Consider the following 16,408-nt stretch of genomic DNA (forward strand, 5'->3'; position numbering starts at 1 on the left):
CTGTATTAAATAACAGTAGCCGCGGAGCGACCCGACATAAGCGGGTTCGGCGGGTATCGAAAGGCGGCGACGCCTCGCGAGCGTCCGGCCGGTTCGGTCAAGGATCTCGTTTTTTCACGACCGAGCGCGGAGTGCGAGTCGCCATGACCGACATCGAAGCCGCGATCCGGGAGGCGTTCGAACACACGGAGTACGACCTCGGGAGCGTCGCCGTCAACCGGCGGCAGGTCCGCGTGCCGGTGATCGAGGAGGGCGCTGACCCGGACGCGCTCCGGGCCGTGATCGAGGAGGCGCTCGGCGCGGACGCGCTCGCGACCGTGACGGTGACCACGGAGCGCATCGCCGGCGAGGACACCGTCGGCACCGTCGTATCGTTCCGGTACCGAGGCTGACGCGGGTTTCGGGCCGCTGAACTGGGGAGTCGACCGCGAGGCGCGACGCGGTACGGTTAACAGGTCGGTACCCGTACACACGGATCACACGATGACGGCCGAGGAGGGACACGACGGCGCACAGTACCTCGCCGGTTCGCCCGTTCGGGTCGCGATACTCCGGACGTTACGCGAGGAGCCCCGACGCCCGGCAGCGCTGACCGACGCGGTCGACGCGACCCGGACGACCGTCCAGCGGATCCTCGCGGGGTTCCGCGAGCGCGACTGGGTGGTGAAACGCGACGCCGCCTACCGGGTGACGCTGACCGGAGCGCGCGTCCACGACGCCTACGAGGCGCTGCTGACGGAGGTCGAGCGCGGGGAGCGCTACGGGCGGTTCGCCGCGACGGTCGAGCGCGTCGGGGTGGAGTTCCCCCCGGCCGGAATCCCGGACAGCGACCTCACCGTCGCGTCCGATCAGAACCCGCTGGCGGCGGTCGACCGGCTCACGGAACTGCTCCGCGAGAGCCACGACGCCGACATCCGGGCGGTCTCGCCGGTCGTCATCCAGCAGTTCAACGACGCCGCCGCCGCGGCGCTGGACGACGGCGCGAGCGTCGAACTGATCATCGACCGCGACGTGGTCGACGCCTCCGTCGCGGAGTTCGGGCCGGCGACCGACCGCGCGCTGGACGACGACGACGCGGAGGTGTACGTGAGCGCGGACCCGATCGAGTACGGGCTCTTCCGGTGCGACGAGGTCGCCTGCGTGACCGCGTACGACGACCGGAACAACCCGCGGAGCGTGCTCGAATCGACGGACAGGACCGTCGTCGAGTGGGTCGACGACGCGTTCGAGTCGCTCAGAGACGACGCGACGCGTCTCTCCTCGGTGGTCGAGCGCGCCTGAGAAGGGCGAGTCGACCGCTACGCGTCGTCGCTCGCGGTCCCGTCGTCCGTCGCCTCGCCGGTCGCGTCATCGTCCGGGTCGAAGTTCGCGGGGACGACCGTCGGATGGTCGATGGCGACGGAGGGCGTGGTTGCGCTCATGGGTGTATCAGCCGGTAGACGGCCGACACCCTAAAAATTACCCATAGGCATAACGCATCCGGGCGCTGCCCGGTGATGCGTTTCGGTTATACAGGAGTCAGGCGACCTGCTCGTCGTACAGGTCCTGCGCGTGTTCGATCGCGTCTTTCGCGGCCTGTTTGTCCTCCCACCCAAGCGTTTCGACCTCCTTGCCCGCTTCGAGGTTCTTGTAGGTCGCGAAGAACTCGTCAATCTCGTCGAGGGTCTGCTGGGGGATGTCGTCGAGGTCCTCGATGTGGTCGAACCGGGGGTCCTCCGTCGGCACCGCGATCACCTTGTCGTCCTGCTCGCCGTCGTCGTCCATCTTCATCAGCGCGACGGGGCGGGCCTCGATCACGCAGCCGGGGAACGTCTGGTCCTCGACGAGCACCATCACGTCGAACGGGTCCTCGTCGTCGTAGTACGACTGCGGGATGAAGCCGTAGTCGTACGGGTAGTGGACGTTCGAGTGGAGGACGCGGTCGAGGACGACGCCGGGAACGTCCTTGTCGTACTCGTACTTGTTCCGCTCGCCCTTGAGACACTCCACCACGGCGTAGATCTCGTCCGGCGCGTTCGGTCCCGTCTCGAGATCTTCCCAGAGGTTGACCATGTGTCCGTTGATGCGTCGATGCCGGCCAAAGTCCTTTCGGGATCCGTCGGTTCGGCGCGGTCCGCGTCGCGCCCCGCGAGGCGATCTCGGCCGATCGAACGGCCCCGAACGAACGACCGAACGCCCTCGAACGACCGATCGATCGGTTTCGATCGCGAGTCGGATCGGGAATCGTACCGACGGATCGTCGGCGTATCGAGGCGTGACGGAACCGATCGGTCGAAACGCGTTCGCGGCGCGGATCGCGCGCTCGCCCGCCCCGCAACCGTGAAAACGCGGAATTCGGACGAGCGTCCGGGTTGAGGCATCGCAACGGTCGTGAATGTTGAGAAAGACTATAAGTTCGGGTTCCCTTCTAGTAAGCATGTCAGAGGCACAAGCAGTCACTGATGAATCGACGGCGGCGAGCGACCTCACGGCGTTCCAGCAGAACATCCTCACCATCCTGGCCGAGGAACCGATGTACGGGCTCGCCATCAAGCGGGAGCTTGAGGCGTACTACGACTCCGAAGTGAACCACGGCCGCCTGTACCCGAACCTCGACGACCTCGTCGAGCTCGGGCTCGTCGAGAAGAGCGAACTCGACAAGCGGACGAACCAGTACGAGCTCACCGACGCCGGCCATGACGTCGTTCTCGGCCAGATCGAGTGGGTCCTCGACCGCTTCGTCACCGACGAGGAGCGGGCCGACGAGGTCAGCGCGCTCCTCGAGTAGACGGACGGGGCGCGCCCGCGCGGCCGGACGCATCGATCGGCGACCGACCTTTTGGCACACGGCGCGGCGAAAGCCGCGTTTTCCCACCCACCGAGCGGCCGCTACGCCGAGTCGTCGGTCGCGGGACCGTCGCCGGCGGAAGCGTCGTCGTCGGAATCCGCGGCCGCGGGGGCGTCGGAGGCGGGATCGGCGTCGACGGCGGGACCGTCGACGTCGGCCGCGATCGATTCGATGACCGACAGCGACTCGTCGACGACGGCGAGCTGTTCGTCGGTCGGCCAGCCGTTCCGGACGAGGTACTCCTCGCGGAACTCGGCGCGGGTCTCCGGGGTCGTGTCGTCGACCGGGCGGACGTAGTGGTTGCTCATGAACGCCGCGAACGTCTCCGCGGTCCGGGCGTGGACCTCGGCCTCCCGTTCGGCGACTTCCTCGGCGACCGCCTCGTTGTACGCCGCCACCTCGCGGTAGCGGTCGGCGTCGCCGGGGCCGGACAGCGACACCTCGACCGCGCGGTCGGTGTCCTCGACGCGGTCGAGCTGGACCGTCCCGTCGTCCATCCACTCGTCGGGGTACAACACGAGCGCGTCGTCCTCGTCGCGGACGCGCGCCGTGTAGCCGTACTCGGCCGCGAGGGCGTCCCGCCGCTCTCGGTACTGTTCTGCCGCCTGCTCGATCTCCGGCGTGGGTTCCGCGGACTCGGCCTCGCGGGCGAGCCGGGTGAGCCGCTCCGCCTCGTCGACCGCCTCGACCGGCACGTCCGGGACGCGCTCGTCGTCCGGGTCGGGGGCGGTCGCGCCCTCGGCGTCGGGCTCGTCCGGCTCCCCGTCGTCGTCCGCTGCCACCATCTCCCGCGCCCGTTCCTTCGCCCACTCCGGCGGTTCGTCGTCAGTTCGCGTCATCGAGTGCCTCGTTCGCCAGATCGTCGGCGCGTTCGTTTATCTCCCGCGGTACGTGGGCGATCGACCACCGGTCGAACCGCTCCAACAGCTCCCGGGCGCGGACCCGTCGCTCGCGGAGTTCGGGGTCGTTGGCGTTCCACTCGCCGCGGACCTGCTTGACGATGAGTTCGGAGTCGCCGCGGACGTCGACCGCGTCGAAGCCGTACTCGTCGGCCGCCTCCAGCGCGCGGACCAGCGCGGCGTACTCGGCCTGGTTGTTCGTCGCGCGCCCGATGCGCTCGCCGCCCTCCGCGACGACCCCGTCGGACGTGACCAGACACCAACCGACCGAGGCGGGCCCCGGGTTCCCCCGCGAGGCCCCGTCGAAGTAGACGTGCGCGCGGCCGCCGCCGTCGGACAGCAGGGCGGTGAGCCGCGTCGGATCGCTCCCCTGAACGACGACCTTGTCGTCGTAGGCGACCGCGACGGCCCCCTCGCGCTCGGCGCGCCACCGCTCGTGGGGGGTGTTCCCCTCGTCGACGCTGACGCCCGCGTCCGCGAGTCGCTCGCGCGCGGCGGTCGGATCGCAGTCGATCGTCGGCATTCGTCCGGGTTCCGCGCCCGGCGGACAAAGGGCTGTCCGTCCGCCGGCGGAGGGTATCTATCCCAGCGAGACGGAAGCCGCCGACCGCGGTACCACCCGCTGGCCTCGACACCCTCGGCGCGGTGACCACGGAGGGAAGTCCTCCCGGGGTCCCAGGTGGTCCGTTGCCCGTGCTGCCGGCACACCTCGATCCGCGACGGGAGCCGTTTCGGCTTACTCCACGATAATCGCGCCGCGGTGACCGATCGCCCGGTGAGGTCGGCAGGCGTACCGGAAGACGCCGGGCTCGTTGAACGTGTGCTCGAAGTGGACGCCGGGCTCCGCGTCGATCGTCTCGCCGCCGATGTCGGCGTCCTCGAAGGCGACGTCGTGTGCGCCGCCGCTGCCGGTCCACGACCAGCGGACCGTCGTTTCGGTCGAGACCTTCACCGCGTGCGGGTCGAACGCGAGGTTCCCGCCGTTGCCTTCCGCCCCGGTCGTGATCTCGACGAGCCTCTCGTCCGTCCGATCCGTGACGCTCCCGTCGTACCCGTTCGTATCGACCAACCACTCGTCGACGGCGGGATACCCGCTCGACGGCGCGGATTCAACCACGACGACGCCCTTCATTCCCGCGTCCGCCTGCGGTTCGCTGACGTACCGATACACCCCCTCCGACTCGAAGGTGTACTCGAACGTCGTCTCTGTCTCCCCGTCGGGTCCGCCGCTGTCGAACGTCCCGTCCGTGGCCACGACGTTGTATTCGTCGTCGCTTCCGGTCCACTCCCACGTCACCGTCGTACCGGGCGCGACCTTGATCGCGGGCGGCGAGAACGATTTCGAGTTCGATACGTCGAGATACACCGTCGGCGGATCGTCGAACCGGAAGTCGCGGATCTGTGGTGTTCGCGGGTCGTTGGCCGTCGCAAGCCAGTTCTCCAACGAGTCGTTTCCGTGCTCGCTCGTCGTGCGTTCCGTCTCGGCGTTCGCCGCGTGTCGGTTCCCGAGAGCGACCAGCGAACCGAGGCCGACGACGGTGCTCGCTCCGAGGAACGCTCGGCGGTTGGTGGAGGGCATATCCACTTCGAAGTTCGCTCGTGAACATACAAACGTGGGAGTCGGTTCCAAGATGTTTAGAATCGTGAGGGAATCCGGGGTAGCTCGACCGAGATCGACGCTCACCACCGGCGGACTAAAAAAAGCCGAATATGTGGGGCACAGGGGACAGGGGCGGCGCGTCCTTCGATCGAGACGTAGTGACCACGTCGAACGCCGATCCGATCCGAGAAAGCGCCGCGTCGACCGGCGAGCGGGCCGAGTCGGGCCTGCTTTCCGACCTCGACGCCGTCAGAGAGCGATGCGGCACCGTCACCGTCTCCTGTAGCTACCGGTGCGCGACCGGGACGGCGTTCGGCGGCGAGTGGCGCGGCGTCCCGGTGGGGCCGCTCCTCGACGCCGCGCCAGCGGACACGACCCACCTCCGCGCCGAGTCGGCTGACGGGTACTGGGCGCACGTCGCGGTGCGGAACGCGCTCGACGCCGTCGTCGCGACGGAGCGCCTCGACGGGACGGGGGACGGCCTTCCGCGCCTTGTCGGCCCCGGGTTCGACAGTTCGCGGACGGTACGAGACCTCGCCGCGCTCGTCCCCGTCGCGCTCCCGCCGGGCACCGATCCGGAGACGGCCGCGCTCCGCGACGACCCGTCGGAGGCGGACGCCGCCGGACGCGACGGCGGCGGGCCGACGGAGTCCGCGGGAAACGACGCGTGAACGCCGCGGAACGGCGAACGAATCACACCCGACCTAGAAGCCCCGCGGCTCGCGACCGATCCGACACGGGCGACTCGCCGTCGAGCTGACTGCGGCGACGTGGTGTGCTATACACTCGCATAGTAACGAACTTTTAAGTTAAACGGTTTCGATAGCATATAAATGCGATGACACGGCCCACCCGGCAACGGGATCACGACCGGCAGCGCGTGGGGGACGAGGACGCCGAAGAAGCGGAGACCGACGTCGCGGACATCGAGGACGTCGACGAACTGGATCCCGAGGACTTCGATCCGGAGGATCTCACCCGGACGGCCGACGGGGAGCTGATACACGAGGAGACCGGGCTCGTCATCGAGGACGAGCAGATCGATCCCGGCCCGGAGTGGCGCGCGTTCAACCACAACGAGCGACAGGAGAAGTCGCGCGTCGGAGCCCCGACGACGAAGACGATGCACGACAAGGGGCTGACGACGACGATCGACTGGAAGGACAAGGACGCGTACGGGCGCTCCATCTCCTCGAAGAAGCGGTCGCAGATGCACCGCCTGCGCAAGTGGCAGGAGCGGATTCGCACCAAGGACGCCGGCGAGCGAAACCTCCAGTTCGCGCTCTCGGAGATCGACCGGATGGCGAGCGCGCTCGGCGTCCCCCGGTCGGTACGCGAGGTCGCCTCGGTGATCTACCGACGGGCGTTGAACGAGGACCTCATCCGCGGGCGCTCGATCGAGGGCGTCTCGACCGCCGCCCTCTACGCCGCCTGCCGCAAGGAGGGGATCCCCCGCAGCCTCGAAGAGATCTCGGAGGTCTCGCGGGTCGACCGCAAGGAGATCGGGCGGACGTACCGGTACATCTCCCAGGAGCTCGGCTTAGAGATGCGGCCGGTCGATCCGAAGAAGTACGTCCCGCGATTTTCCTCGGAGCTGGAGCTCTCCGAGGAGGTCCAGTCGAAGGCCAACGAGATCATCGAGACGACGGCCGAACAGGGGCTGCTCTCCGGGAAGTCGCCGACCGGCTACGCCGCGGCCGCCATCTACGCGGCCTCGCTGCTCTGTAACGAGAAGAAGACCCAGCGCGAGGTCGCCGACGTGGCTCAGGTCACCGAGGTCACCATCCGCAACCGGTATCAAGAGCAGATCGAAGCGATGGGCATCCACAGTTAGGCGGCGGCCGACCCACGTTTCGCCGCGCCGGCCGCCTTCCGGCCCCGGCGCGGTCCCGCCGCTTCGCTCGCCGCCGCCCGTTCCCCGTTTTCCCCGGTCGCCAGCAACGTTCAAGCCGCCGCGCCGCCAACGCCGATCCGAATGCGGCTCGACGAGTTCATCGAGTTCGAGGCGAACGAGCGCGCCGAGCGGCGGCGACTCGCGAGCGAGAAGGACTACGGTATCCTCGATCACCTCGACTCCTTCGAGCGGCGCTTCGACGAGCACGTCTCCGACGACGCCGTCGTCGGCAGCGTCTCGCCCTCCATCTTCGTCGGCCGCGCGGACTACCCGAACGTCTCGACCGGGCTGCTCTCGCCGGTCGGCCGCGAGGAGCGCGCGGCGGCGTTCGAGACCTCCGCGGCGTGGTACGACGAGGGCGTCTCGATTTCGGACGTGTTCGACCGCCGGACGAGCCTGCTCAACTCGACTCGCGGGGTCGACGTGGCGGACGCGGGCGCGACGGGCGGCGTGACCTCGGTCGGGGGCGGTGGCGGGCCGGCCGAGAGCGTCCACGACGCGTGGAACGGCTGGCTCGGCGTTCAACGCGAGGTCGCGATCGCGGACCGCCCGGTCGACGTGGAGATCGGACTCGACGGCCGCCCCGACCTCGACTTCGAGGTCGGGACGGAGGACATCAAGACGCCGACCGGCCCGCGCGCCGCGGCCCGGACGGCCGACCTCGGCGAGAACCCGCACGTCCCCCGGCCGGTGAAGAAGACATTGGAGGACGACGACTGGCGCGCCGAGGGGGCGATGACGTACCTCTACCGCCGCGGGTTCGACGTGTACGAGATCAACACGATCCTCTCGGCGGGCGCGCTCGGGCGCGGCGAGAACCGGCGGCTCGTCCCGACGCGCTGGTCGATCACGGCCGTCGACGACACGGTCGGGCAGTTCCTCCGCGGGTCGATCCGCGACAATCCGACCGTCGACGGGATCGAGGTCCACCGCAACGAGTACCTCGGCAACGCGTTCTGGGTGATCTTGGTTCCGGGGCAGTGGGAGTACGAGCTCGTCGAGATGAAATCGCCCGGCTCCATCTGGAACCCCGACCCGGAGGCCGGGGTGTACCTCGCAGCCGCGAGCGAGGGGCGCGAGGGGCGCACCGACTACGTCGAGGAGACCGCGGGCGCGTACTACGCCGCCCGCCTCGGCGTGTTGGAACACCTCGACGACCGGGGGCGACAGGCGAAGGCGCTCGTCTTACGCCACGTCTCCGACGACTACTGGGGCCCGGTCGGCGTCTGGCAGGTCCGCGAGGCCGTCAGGAACGCCTTCGAGGGCGAACTCGGCACCGCGGAGACGTTCGGCGAGGCGGTCCGCGGCGTCGCCGACCACCTCCCCGTGTCGCTGGCGCGGCTCCGACGGAAGTCGACGCTGGCGGCCGGGCTTCAGGCGAACCTCGGAGACTTCGTCGACGCTGGGTGAGCCGGGCGGCTCGCCGGCCGGCAGAGGGCGTTTTTCGAATCCCAGACGGTCGGTCGCGGTTGGCGAGTTCCACGACGGCAAGCAAGCTGTCCAGGCCGAAGGAGTGGTCCCGCTCGTCGACGGTGACGGCGACGCCGCGTTCGCGGTGAAGGCCAGTAGCGTCACGGACATCCCCGGAGTCGACACGCTCTCCCGCGCCGGCACCGGCGAGGCCCCTCAGAAGGCGGCGGGGTCCGACGACATCCCGACCGGCGTCTCGCCGTCGACAGTCGCGTCGAGGTCGAGCCGCGCGAGCGTCTCGGGGGTGGGGAGTCCGTCGCGGTCCCAGCCGCGCGCGGCGTAGTAGGCGTCGAGGAGGCGTTCGAAGGCCTCGCGGTCGAGCCCGTCGGTCGCCTCGGAGCCGCCGGGGACCGGGTCGGTCAGCGTCGGGGGGAGTTCGTCGTCCCCGCGGTCGAACCCCTCGCGGGCGTTGAACAGCCGCACGAGGGTCCAGATCCGCTCGCCGGCCAGCCGGAGCGACTCGGCGTCGTGGTCGCGGCCGAGCGCGGCGAACCACTCGGCCCCGAACTCGTCCCACAGCGGCTCGCCGGCGAAGTCGTCGGCGACGAAGCTCCACAGCGCCGACCGGGTGTTCTGCGCGGTCACGACCGCGGCGACCCGCTCGCGCGTCGACGCCTCCTCGGCGACGGCCTCCCACTCGATGGGCCGGGCGCGACGGTGACAGCCGCCGCGGTCGCTCGTCGCGTACGCCAGCGCCATCCCGACGGCCGCGCGCGGGTCGTACGCCGGCAGCTCCATCGACTTGACCGTCGGGATGGCGTCGTCGGTGCCGTACGCGTCGGCGGCGGCGTCGACGCCGTCGGCGAGCGCGTCGGTGACCCCCGGCTCGCAGGGGCCGTCCGCGCCGGTCGCGATCGCCTCGATGAGCGCGCGGGCCCCGTCGGGGTCGCCGAACGACACGTCGCAGTCGACGCGGCCGGCCTCGGCCGCCCGGACCGCCCACGCGACGGCGTTGCCGGCCGAGATGACGTCGACGCCGAGGCGGTCGCAGCGCTCGCCCAGCGCCGCGACGGCGTCGAACGACTCCACGCCGAGCCCGGCACCGAGGGTCATCGGGGTCGCGCCGCGGGGGACGGACCGGCCCTCGTCGGTCTCGACCTCGAAGCCGCCGGGCACCGCGCTGTCGGGGCGTTCCCGGCCGACCGCGGCGTCCGCGGCCGCCTCGATGCCGATGTCGTCGGCGGCCGCGAAGCGGTCGCGCTGCCACCCCTCGGTGGCGAGCGCGCCGACCTCGTTGGCGAAGTCGACGCTCTCTAACGTCTCGCCGGCCGCCTGCCAGCGGCCCGTGTCGCCCTCGGCGTACGCGCGCTCGACGCGCTCGCGGAGCGGGACCAGTTCGGGCGGCACCGCGGGCGGGTCGTCGCGGGCCACGACGGCCTTGAGCCGCTTCGACCCCATGACCGCGCCGGCCCCGCCCCGGCCGGCGTGGTGGTCGCCCGCGTCCGAGGCGATCGTCGCGTAGGCCACGCCGCGCTCGCCCGCCGGCCCGATACAGGCGACGCCGGCGTCCGGGTGGACGCCGTCGGTCTCGACCGTGTCCGCGCCCCACGCCTCGGCCGGCTCGACGCGGGCGTCGCCGCCCTCGACGACGATCCGGACCGGCCGGTCGGCGGCCCCGGTCACGAGCAGGGCGAGGCAGTCGTCGAGCGAGCCGGCCAGCCGGCCGGCGAAGTCGTCGCCGGCGTACGAGTCGAGGAAGCCGCCGGTCAGCGGCGACTTCGTCACGGCAGCGTATCTGGTCTCGCCGGGGAGGTACCCCGAGAGCGGGCCGACGCAGAAGGCCAGCAGGTTCCCGGGGCCCAAGGGGTCGGTGCCGGGGTCGAGCTCGTCGTAGAGGTAGCGGGCACCGATCCCCTTCCCGCCGAGGAACCGGCGACGCCACGCCGCCGGGACGGGCTCTCGCTCGACGGTCTCCGAGGAGAGGTCGACCCGTAAGGCGTGGTCTCGGTCGGCCATCTCTTCGGCGGTTCGACGCCGGTACGCAAAAGCGTGGCGACGAGGGAGACCGGCGCTCAGTCCTCGGCCCAGTAGTACAGCTCCTCGCGGGGCGCGTCGCAGCTCGGGCAGTTCTCGGGGAGCTCGTCACCGATCTCGCCCATCTCGCCGCACTCCCAGCAGCGCCACATCACGTAGGCGGTGCCGAACACGTCGCGGGCGTCGGTGAGCGCCAGCGGGTCCGTGCCCGTCGGCGCGGAGACGTAGAAGCCGGCGTCGTCGACCCCGCGGACCGTCCCCAGCTCATCGCCCGACTCGTCGTACACCGTCTGTCCGATGCTCACGTCGGCGAATTCGGGTTCTTCGGAGGCCATACGCGCGGATACGCCCCGCGCCGTGTTAAATCATGATCTTCGTTGACAGGAAACACTCCAACGTCGCGGTGGCGCGTGCCCGCGAGCGGTCGCCCTCGGCGACCGCGAGACGGCACGCGCGAGGGAGTCGGTCGCCGAGCGGAGCGACGGCGACCGACGAGGCTGGGGAGGCGTGAGGTGCTGTGCGGTCGCGGTCGGGCGGGACTCGAAGGGGCAGTCGCGAGGCGGGCGCAAGCGACGCAAGCACTGGAAGGAGCGAACGGAGTGAGCGACTGAAGCGCGCAGCGAGCGTGCGCCCGCCTCGCGACTGGGGCTTCGGCGGTCTCGGTCGTGACGAGAACAAGTTCGTATAGCCGAGCGACTGGGGCTTCGGCGGTCTCGGTCGTGACGAGAACAAGTTCGTATAGCCGAGCGACTGGGGAGTTAGCGCGTCACAACGGCGAAAAGCCGGAAGTCACCTCGTCAAGCGACCGGCGTGCGCTCGACGACGGTGCCGTCGACGGTCGGGTACTGCTCGACGATCTCGCCGCGGTCGAGGTCCCCGTCCTCAACCATCTCTTCGAGGAGCCACCACGCCACCTCGACGTGCTCCGACTTGACGGTGTAGAACTCCTCCGGGACGCCGAGCGCCTCGAACCGGTCGGCGTCGGCGAACGCCTTCCCGTAGACCAAGGTGCCGTCGTCGGTCACCTCGTCGAACTCGCGGCGGATGTTCTTCGCCATCCGCTTCAGGCGGTTCCGGTGCTGGGCGGCGTCTTTGAACACCGAGGTACAGAAGTACACCTTCTCGTGGCTCGCCATCTCTTCGAGGATGGCGTCGTCCTTCGACCCCTCGACGGCGGACATGTGGTCCTCCTGCAGCTCGAAGCCCTCCTCTTGCATCCGGCGGTAGTTGCCGTCGGACATCTCGAACTCGTTGATGTTACAGAACTCGGCCGCACCCTCGTCTAAGAACTCCAGGAACTCCGGCTCCGCGCGGATGCCGGGGATCTCGAAGGCGGGCGTGAGCCCCTCCTCGCGGGCGATGTGGAGGATCTCCTCCCACTCGGTGCCGTGCATGTCGCCCCACATCTCCAGCGGCGGGTGGAAGCGGATCTCGTCGAGCCCCGCCTCAGAGAGGCGGCGCATGTTCTTGCGGCCGCCCGTGATCCCGGTGTAGAGGTGGGTGTGGTGGTCCTCGCCGAACTCGTCTTTCAGCAGTTCGAGGTAGCGGGTCGTCTTCGCCATCGCCTCCTGCGGCTCGCCGCCGGTGATCGACGTGCCGAGCGCGCTCATGCGCTTGGCCTCCTCGATCACGTCCGCGTCGGACTCCACCTTCCGCTCGTTGGCGTACACGTCGGTGACGTTCTTCCGGTTCTCTCCGAGGGGGCAGTAGAAGCAGTCCCGCTGGTCGCAGTAGCCGTAGACGAAAAGCACCATCTTCCCGCCCTTGGCGCACTGTTCACAGCCCTTGGAGATCATCTACCCGTCTCTATCGGCCGCGGCCTCAAAAAGCGTCCGAACCGCGCGTTCGCGGGAGAGCCGTTGTCACGGGACCGCGATCGCTGGCGCCCCGGGAGGGCCCTCCGGCGCGCGGAGGAGTCACCGGAACACAAAGTATGTACCCCCGCCGCCGGGGGTAGTGTTCAGATAAGCTGATTCCATGCGAAGGCAAAGGATCTGAGCCACTCGTTTGCTGTTTCTGCTTCGGCGTTGCTGAAACAGTTTGAGAAACTGGTAGTTCTGCGTTTTACCTCACGAAAGACACGTTCGACGCTGTTCCGATTTCCATGTCGTTCGTATCTGAAATCGAGGCCGTGTTTACGACAGGCTCGCTGAAGTGGAGCCGCACCATCAACGAGAAAGATCGCGTCATCTACGTCGTGTTTTTCGCGGAGTTCCGCGAAAAACCGATCTGCGATCGCGTTATTTCTCGTCGGTTCAAGCCGTGTGTGTAGCAGATCATTTGATTCGGGATCGACAGCAGCGTACAGCCAATATTGCTCAGTATCGAGTTGAATCACGGTCTCATCAACCGCGACGTGATTTGGGTTCCGATCCGATTCCGGCTGTAGGTCGGCTTTGTGAACCCAGTTATGAACGGTCGATCGAACTCGATCAACACCGAATACCTCAAGAAACGAAACAGTATTCGAAAGCGATAGTCCAGACAAATGGAGCTGAATACTGAGCTTCATCAACAGCTTCGGTGTTGCTTCTCGCTCCACAAACTCTAAGTTGATCTCGTCTAAACAGCCGCTGAGGCGGTCGTTTTCTGGCATAGAACACTTTGAAAACGCACCGCCTCACTTTCAAACCTTATCTGAACACCGTCCCGCCGGGACGTGAAGGCATGAAATCCGGTGAGACGCTCGATTCCGACGACGAGACCCACTCGACGACCGACGCGACCACCCGTCGGGGCGCGCTCGGGCTGGCGGGCGCTGTCGGCCTCGCGAGCCTCGCCGGCTGCACCGCGCTCGACGTGGCGACCGGCGGCGAGCCCGCGGAGTTCGCCGCCGGGACGGCGACGGTCGCTGACGCGACCCTCTCCGACACGGGGTACGAGCTCAACGACGTGAGCGAGGAGACCCTCTCTCGGGAGGTCGAGGCCGGCGGTCAGACCCGCGAGGTCCGGGTGACGAACGCGGTCGCCGAGTACGACAAGGCCGTCGAGCTGTTCGGCGAGCGCTATCAGGCCGCCGTCTTCGCCGCGGTGGCGACGCCCCGGATCGAGGTGCTCGGGCAGGCGCTCAACCCCATCGCCGAACTCAGCACGCGGGAGCGGGCGGATCTCATCCTGAGCCGCTTCGAGAACGTCGGCGACCTCGAACGCGGGACGGAGTACACGACGACGGTCCTCGAAAGCGACGCCGACGTCGTCGTGTACACGGCGCAAGGCGAGATCGAGGGCACCGGCGCGAGCACCGAGTTGGAGCTCCACATCGGCGAGCCGGTCTCGGTCGAGGACGACTTCGTCCTCCCGGTCGCGGCGTACCCGGCCGCGTTCAGCGACGGCGAGAACGTCCGGCTGATGATGAACGGGCTCGAACACGAGCCGAACGAGGAGAACTGACGCGACACGGCTGCGCCGCGACGGGACAACCGCGACGACGGCGAGGGCGGCGGGTTCGCGGCCGCGCGGCGCGAGCCGAAAACATATGCCGACCCCTCGCGTAGCCCGGGACGATGCTGCTCGTCCTCTGCGTCGACCTCGACGACGACCTCGGCCGCAAGACGGGGATCCCCACCCCCGTCATCGGCGACGAGGACGTCACCGAGGCCGCGGTCGCGCTCGCGACCGCCGACCCCGAAGACTCCGACGTCAACGTCCTCTTTCAGGGGGTCAACGTCCACGACGAGCTGGCCGCCGAGGGCGAGGCCGTCGAGGTGGCGGCCGTCACCGGGGTCGACGGCCCCGACGTGAAGGCGAACCGCGCCGTGGCTCAGGAGGTCGACCGCGTCCTCGCGGAGCTGTCGACCGGCGAGGAGGTCTCCGCGGTCGTGATCACCGACGGCGCGCAAGACGAGTCCGTCCTCCCCGTGATCCGGTCGCGGATGCCGATCGACGGGATGCGTCGGGTCGTCGTCCGACAGGCGCAGGACCTCGAATCGCTCTACTACACGATCAAACAGGTGCTGGCCGACCCGGAGACCCGGGGGACGATCCTCATCCCGCTCGGCGTCCTCCTGCTCATCTACCCGCTCGTCGTCGTCGCGAACCTCTTCGACGTCGCCGGCGCGGCGGTGCTCGGAATCCTCTCCGGCGCGGTCGGGCTCTACTCGCTGTTCCGCGGGCTGGGCCTCGAAGAGACCGTCGACGGCGCGGCCGAGAGCGTCCGGAACGTCCTCTACACCGGCCGCGTCACCCTCGTCACGTACGTCGTCGCGCTCGCGCTGATCGTCGTCGGCGGCGTTCAGGGGGTCGACACCGTCGACGCCGTCCGCGGCGTTCAGGGCGGGTCGCTCGCCGCCGGCACCGCCCTCGCGGCGTTCGTCCACGGGTTCGTCCAGTGGCTCGGCGTCGCCGGCGTCACCTCCAGTCTCGGCCAGATAACCGACGAGTACCTCGCCGGGCGGTTCCGGTGGCGCTACCTCAACGCGCCGTTCTACGTCGTGTCCATCGCGGTCGTGCTGTTCGCAGTCTCCGGGTTCTTCCTCCCGGACGCGCCGGGCGTGACGGCGCTCGGCCTCTCGGAGCTGGCGATGGCGCTCGCGGCGGGGACGCTCATCGGCGTGTTGAGCACGCTCGCGTTCGCGGTCGCGGAGTCGCAGCTCCCCTCGGCGGACCCGGTGTGAGAAGGTTCGTTCGCGGGGCGGAGAGAAGGTGACCGGTCAGCGCGGGGTCCAGGAGTCGCAGGCTTCCATGTCGTCCATGAGCTCGTCGTAGTGCGCGCAGTAGGGGCGCATGCCGTCGTCGGTGCGGACGTAGTCGAACTTCGCGCAGTTGCCGCAGTAGGCGTCGCCCGGTCCGTCGCGCGCGGCGGGGGAGCCGGGCGAGGGGGCGGCGTCGGGCGCGGCCGGCGACGACGGGGCGTCGGTCGGGCCGGCGTCGTCGAGCGGCGAGGTGATGTCGGCCTCCGCGCTGCCGCCGTCGCTCACGCCGGGCGACCCGGGACCGGAGCGGCCGTCGACCCCCGACCGGCCGTTCGTTCCGGAGCGGTCAGTCGCGCCGGACTGTCCCGTTCCGGTGGTCGCCGCCTCGGGGTCGCTCGGCGCTCCGGGGGAGCGGTCGGACGGAGATGCGGGCGACCCCCGAGAGGAGGCGTCAGCCGAGTCGGCCGGGCGGTTCGTCTGGGTCTCGACGTCGCCGTCCGGGGTCCCGCCGAGGAGGCCGACGCCGCCGCGGCTCCCGAGCTGGTCGCGGGGCACCTCGACGACCCTGGTCTCTCCCTTGTGGGTCACCTCCATCGTGACGGTACCGCCGGGGTCGTTGCGGGTCTTGAAGTTCGCGACGCCGACGAACACGCTCCACAGCGTCGTCGCCGCGCCGAGGAAGTAGACGCCCGCGGTCGGCAGCGTGAGGTCTGTCAGCTCCGGGCGCGGCCCGCCGACCCACTGCTGGGGGTACGCGTGCGCGAACAGCGCCACGCCGAGACACATGACGGCCGCGCCGACGACCGCCGCGGCGTAGGTGTTGCGGTCGGCCGGTAAGACGGCCATCACGCCGAGCAGCACAAGCGGGACGCCGACGCCGCCGAGGACGCCGCCGAGCTGCCGGGCGTCCCCCGCGGAGTACCCCGCCGGCACCGTCACCTCCGCCGCGACGAGGATCCCCGCCACGACGAGCAGCGCGCCCGCGACGAACGAACCCACACCGAGATAGAGCCGACGCGGGTCGACCCCGGAGCGCCCCCGTCCGCCGTACGCCTCCGAGAGACTGGTCATGGGCGGGGTACGTCGTCCACCGTGAAAACAGTACGTCAGACG

At 69.4% G+C, this 16,408-nt stretch carries 18 protein-coding genes; 8 read left to right on the forward strand and 10 right to left on the reverse strand.

The features are described 5' to 3' along the window. The first annotated feature begins 143 nt into the window (after positions 1 to 143). Entirely contained in the window at positions 144 to 392 is a 249-nt protein-coding gene (locus NAF06_RS03840) for a hypothetical protein (RefSeq protein ID WP_008582298.1), read from the forward strand. 91 nt (positions 393 to 483) lie between these two features. Next, positions 484 to 1,281: a helix-turn-helix transcriptional regulator gene (locus NAF06_RS03845; RefSeq protein WP_008582300.1), complete on the forward strand. Its 798-nt coding sequence runs from the start codon at positions 484 to 486 to the stop codon at positions 1,279 to 1,281. Positions 1,282 to 1,298: 17 nt separating this feature from the next. On the opposite strand, the gene NAF06_RS15450 is transcribed toward NAF06_RS03845, so the two are convergent. Both NAF06_RS15450 and NAF06_RS03850 read right to left on the reverse strand, forming a co-directional pair. Continuing rightward, positions 1,299 to 1,421, reverse strand: coding sequence for a hypothetical protein (locus NAF06_RS15450; RefSeq protein WP_256470649.1), 123 nt, complete (start codon positions 1,419 to 1,421; stop codon positions 1,299 to 1,301). Positions 1,422 to 1,518: 97 nt separating this feature from the next. Then, the gene (locus NAF06_RS03850) at positions 1,519 to 2,052 is read right to left on the reverse strand and encodes an inorganic diphosphatase (RefSeq protein WP_008582301.1); all 534 of its coding nucleotides are present in this window, start codon (positions 2,050 to 2,052) and stop codon (positions 1,519 to 1,521) included. 364 nt (positions 2,053 to 2,416) lie between these two features. On the opposite strand from NAF06_RS03850, the gene NAF06_RS03855 reads away from it, so the two are divergent. Further along, positions 2,417 to 2,767, forward strand: a complete 351-nt coding sequence (locus NAF06_RS03855; RefSeq protein WP_008582303.1) for a PadR family transcriptional regulator — start codon at positions 2,417 to 2,419, stop codon at positions 2,765 to 2,767. A 101-nt stretch (positions 2,768 to 2,868) separates the two neighbouring features. Here the strand turns inward: NAF06_RS03855 and NAF06_RS03860 are convergent, their stop codons facing one another. From NAF06_RS03860 to NAF06_RS03870, 3 genes are all read right to left on the reverse strand, one after another. Next, a complete protein-coding gene (locus NAF06_RS03860; protein WP_008582305.1) occupies positions 2,869 to 3,666 on the reverse strand; it encodes a DUF7108 domain-containing protein in 798 nt (265 codons plus the stop codon). Then, entirely contained in the window at positions 3,653 to 4,249 is a 597-nt protein-coding gene (gene rnhA, locus NAF06_RS03865) for a ribonuclease HI (RefSeq protein ID WP_008582307.1), read from the reverse strand. Before rnhA ends, NAF06_RS03860 begins: the two co-directional genes overlap by 14 nt. A gap of 213 nt (positions 4,250 to 4,462) precedes the next feature. Beyond that, positions 4,463 to 5,305 (reverse strand): halocyanin domain-containing protein, encoded by an 843-nt coding sequence (locus tag NAF06_RS03870; RefSeq protein WP_008582308.1) that lies wholly within the window; start codon positions 5,303 to 5,305, stop codon positions 4,463 to 4,465. 179 nt (positions 5,306 to 5,484) lie between these two features. Between NAF06_RS03870 and NAF06_RS03875 the strand changes: the two genes are divergently transcribed. The 3 genes from NAF06_RS03875 to NAF06_RS03885 all read left to right on the forward strand — a co-directional run bounded on the left by NAF06_RS03875 (position 5,485) and on the right by NAF06_RS03885 (position 8,630). Further along, positions 5,485 to 5,997, forward strand: coding sequence for a molybdopterin-binding protein (locus NAF06_RS03875; protein ID WP_008582310.1), 513 nt, complete (start codon positions 5,485 to 5,487; stop codon positions 5,995 to 5,997). A gap of 167 nt (positions 5,998 to 6,164) precedes the next feature. After that, positions 6,165 to 7,160 (forward strand): transcription initiation factor IIB, encoded by a 996-nt coding sequence (locus tag NAF06_RS03880; RefSeq protein WP_049906479.1) that lies wholly within the window; start codon positions 6,165 to 6,167, stop codon positions 7,158 to 7,160. A 141-nt stretch (positions 7,161 to 7,301) separates the two neighbouring features. Next, positions 7,302 to 8,630, forward strand: coding sequence for an Nre family DNA repair protein (locus NAF06_RS03885; protein WP_008582314.1), 1,329 nt, complete (start codon positions 7,302 to 7,304; stop codon positions 8,628 to 8,630). A gap of 216 nt (positions 8,631 to 8,846) precedes the next feature. Here the strand turns inward: NAF06_RS03885 and NAF06_RS03890 are convergent, their stop codons facing one another. From NAF06_RS03890 to NAF06_RS03905, 4 genes are all read right to left on the reverse strand, one after another. Then, positions 8,847 to 10,646: an aldehyde ferredoxin oxidoreductase family protein gene (locus tag NAF06_RS03890; protein WP_008582317.1), complete on the reverse strand. Its 1,800-nt coding sequence runs from the start codon at positions 10,644 to 10,646 to the stop codon at positions 8,847 to 8,849. Between the two features lie 56 nt (positions 10,647 to 10,702). Further along, on the reverse strand, positions 10,703 to 10,999 hold the full coding sequence (locus NAF06_RS03895; RefSeq protein ID WP_008582318.1) for a DUF7130 family rubredoxin-like protein: 297 nt from the start codon (positions 10,997 to 10,999) through the stop codon (positions 10,703 to 10,705). A 462-nt stretch (positions 11,000 to 11,461) separates the two neighbouring features. Beyond that, the gene (locus NAF06_RS03900; RefSeq protein WP_008582329.1) at positions 11,462 to 12,460 is read right to left on the reverse strand and encodes a radical SAM protein; all 999 of its coding nucleotides are present in this window, start codon (positions 12,458 to 12,460) and stop codon (positions 11,462 to 11,464) included. Positions 12,461 to 12,624: 164 nt separating this feature from the next. Further along, positions 12,625 to 13,260, reverse strand: a complete 636-nt coding sequence (locus NAF06_RS03905; RefSeq protein ID WP_251106145.1) for an IS6 family transposase — start codon at positions 13,258 to 13,260, stop codon at positions 12,625 to 12,627. Between the two features lie 71 nt (positions 13,261 to 13,331). Between NAF06_RS03905 and NAF06_RS03910 the strand changes: the two genes are divergently transcribed. Beyond that, positions 13,332 to 14,054: a DUF6517 family protein gene (locus tag NAF06_RS03910; RefSeq protein ID WP_008582343.1), complete on the forward strand. Its 723-nt coding sequence runs from the start codon at positions 13,332 to 13,334 to the stop codon at positions 14,052 to 14,054. Positions 14,055 to 14,167: 113 nt separating this feature from the next. Then, positions 14,168 to 15,277: a DUF373 family protein gene (locus tag NAF06_RS03915; RefSeq protein WP_008582345.1), complete on the forward strand. Its 1,110-nt coding sequence runs from the start codon at positions 14,168 to 14,170 to the stop codon at positions 15,275 to 15,277. A 36-nt stretch (positions 15,278 to 15,313) separates the two neighbouring features. On the opposite strand, the gene NAF06_RS03920 is transcribed toward NAF06_RS03915, so the two are convergent. After that, complete coding sequence (locus NAF06_RS03920; protein ID WP_251106185.1) at positions 15,314 to 16,366, reverse strand: cell division protein CdpA domain-containing protein; 1,053 nt, start codon at positions 16,364 to 16,366, stop codon at positions 15,314 to 15,316. Positions 16,367 to 16,408 lie beyond the last annotated feature (42 nt).

The organism is Halorubrum hochsteinianum, from assembly GCF_023702125.1.
Lineage (GTDB): Archaea > Halobacteriota > Halobacteria > Halobacteriales > Haloferacaceae > Halorubrum > Halorubrum hochsteinianum.

Bases quoted from the DNA above. Each gene is read 5' to 3' on its own strand.
- NAF06_RS03840 (WP_008582298.1), top strand. From the start codon at position 144: ATGACCGACATCGAAGCCGCGATCCGGGAGGCGTTCGAACACACGGAG.
- NAF06_RS03845 (WP_008582300.1), top strand. From the start codon at position 484: ATGACGGCCGAGGAGGGACACGACGGCGCACAGTACCTCGCCGGTTCG.
- NAF06_RS15450 (WP_256470649.1), bottom strand. From the start codon at position 1,421: ATGAGCGCAACCACGCCCTCCGTCGCCATCGACCATCCGACGGTCGTC.
- NAF06_RS03850 (WP_008582301.1), bottom strand. From the start codon at position 2,052: ATGGTCAACCTCTGGGAAGATCTCGAGACGGGACCGAACGCGCCGGAC.
- NAF06_RS03855 (WP_008582303.1), top strand. From the start codon at position 2,417: ATGTCAGAGGCACAAGCAGTCACTGATGAATCGACGGCGGCGAGCGAC.
- NAF06_RS03860 (WP_008582305.1), bottom strand. From the start codon at position 3,666: ATGACGCGAACTGACGACGAACCGCCGGAGTGGGCGAAGGAACGGGCG.
- rnhA (WP_008582307.1), bottom strand. From the start codon at position 4,249: ATGCCGACGATCGACTGCGATCCGACCGCCGCGCGCGAGCGACTCGCG.
- NAF06_RS03870 (WP_008582308.1), bottom strand. From the start codon at position 5,305: ATGCCCTCCACCAACCGCCGAGCGTTCCTCGGAGCGAGCACCGTCGTC.
- NAF06_RS03880 (WP_049906479.1), top strand. From the start codon at position 6,165: ATGACACGGCCCACCCGGCAACGGGATCACGACCGGCAGCGCGTGGGG.
- NAF06_RS03885 (WP_008582314.1), top strand. From the start codon at position 7,302: ATGCGGCTCGACGAGTTCATCGAGTTCGAGGCGAACGAGCGCGCCGAG.
- NAF06_RS03890 (WP_008582317.1), bottom strand. From the start codon at position 10,646: ATGGCCGACCGAGACCACGCCTTACGGGTCGACCTCTCCTCGGAGACC.
- NAF06_RS03895 (WP_008582318.1), bottom strand. From the start codon at position 10,999: ATGGCCTCCGAAGAACCCGAATTCGCCGACGTGAGCATCGGACAGACG.
- NAF06_RS03900 (WP_008582329.1), bottom strand. From the start codon at position 12,460: ATGATCTCCAAGGGCTGTGAACAGTGCGCCAAGGGCGGGAAGATGGTG.
- NAF06_RS03905 (WP_251106145.1), bottom strand. From the start codon at position 13,260: ATGCCAGAAAACGACCGCCTCAGCGGCTGTTTAGACGAGATCAACTTA.
- NAF06_RS03910 (WP_008582343.1), top strand. From the start codon at position 13,332: ATGAAATCCGGTGAGACGCTCGATTCCGACGACGAGACCCACTCGACG.
- NAF06_RS03915 (WP_008582345.1), top strand. From the start codon at position 14,168: ATGCTGCTCGTCCTCTGCGTCGACCTCGACGACGACCTCGGCCGCAAG.
- NAF06_RS03920 (WP_251106185.1), bottom strand. From the start codon at position 16,366: ATGACCAGTCTCTCGGAGGCGTACGGCGGACGGGGGCGCTCCGGGGTC.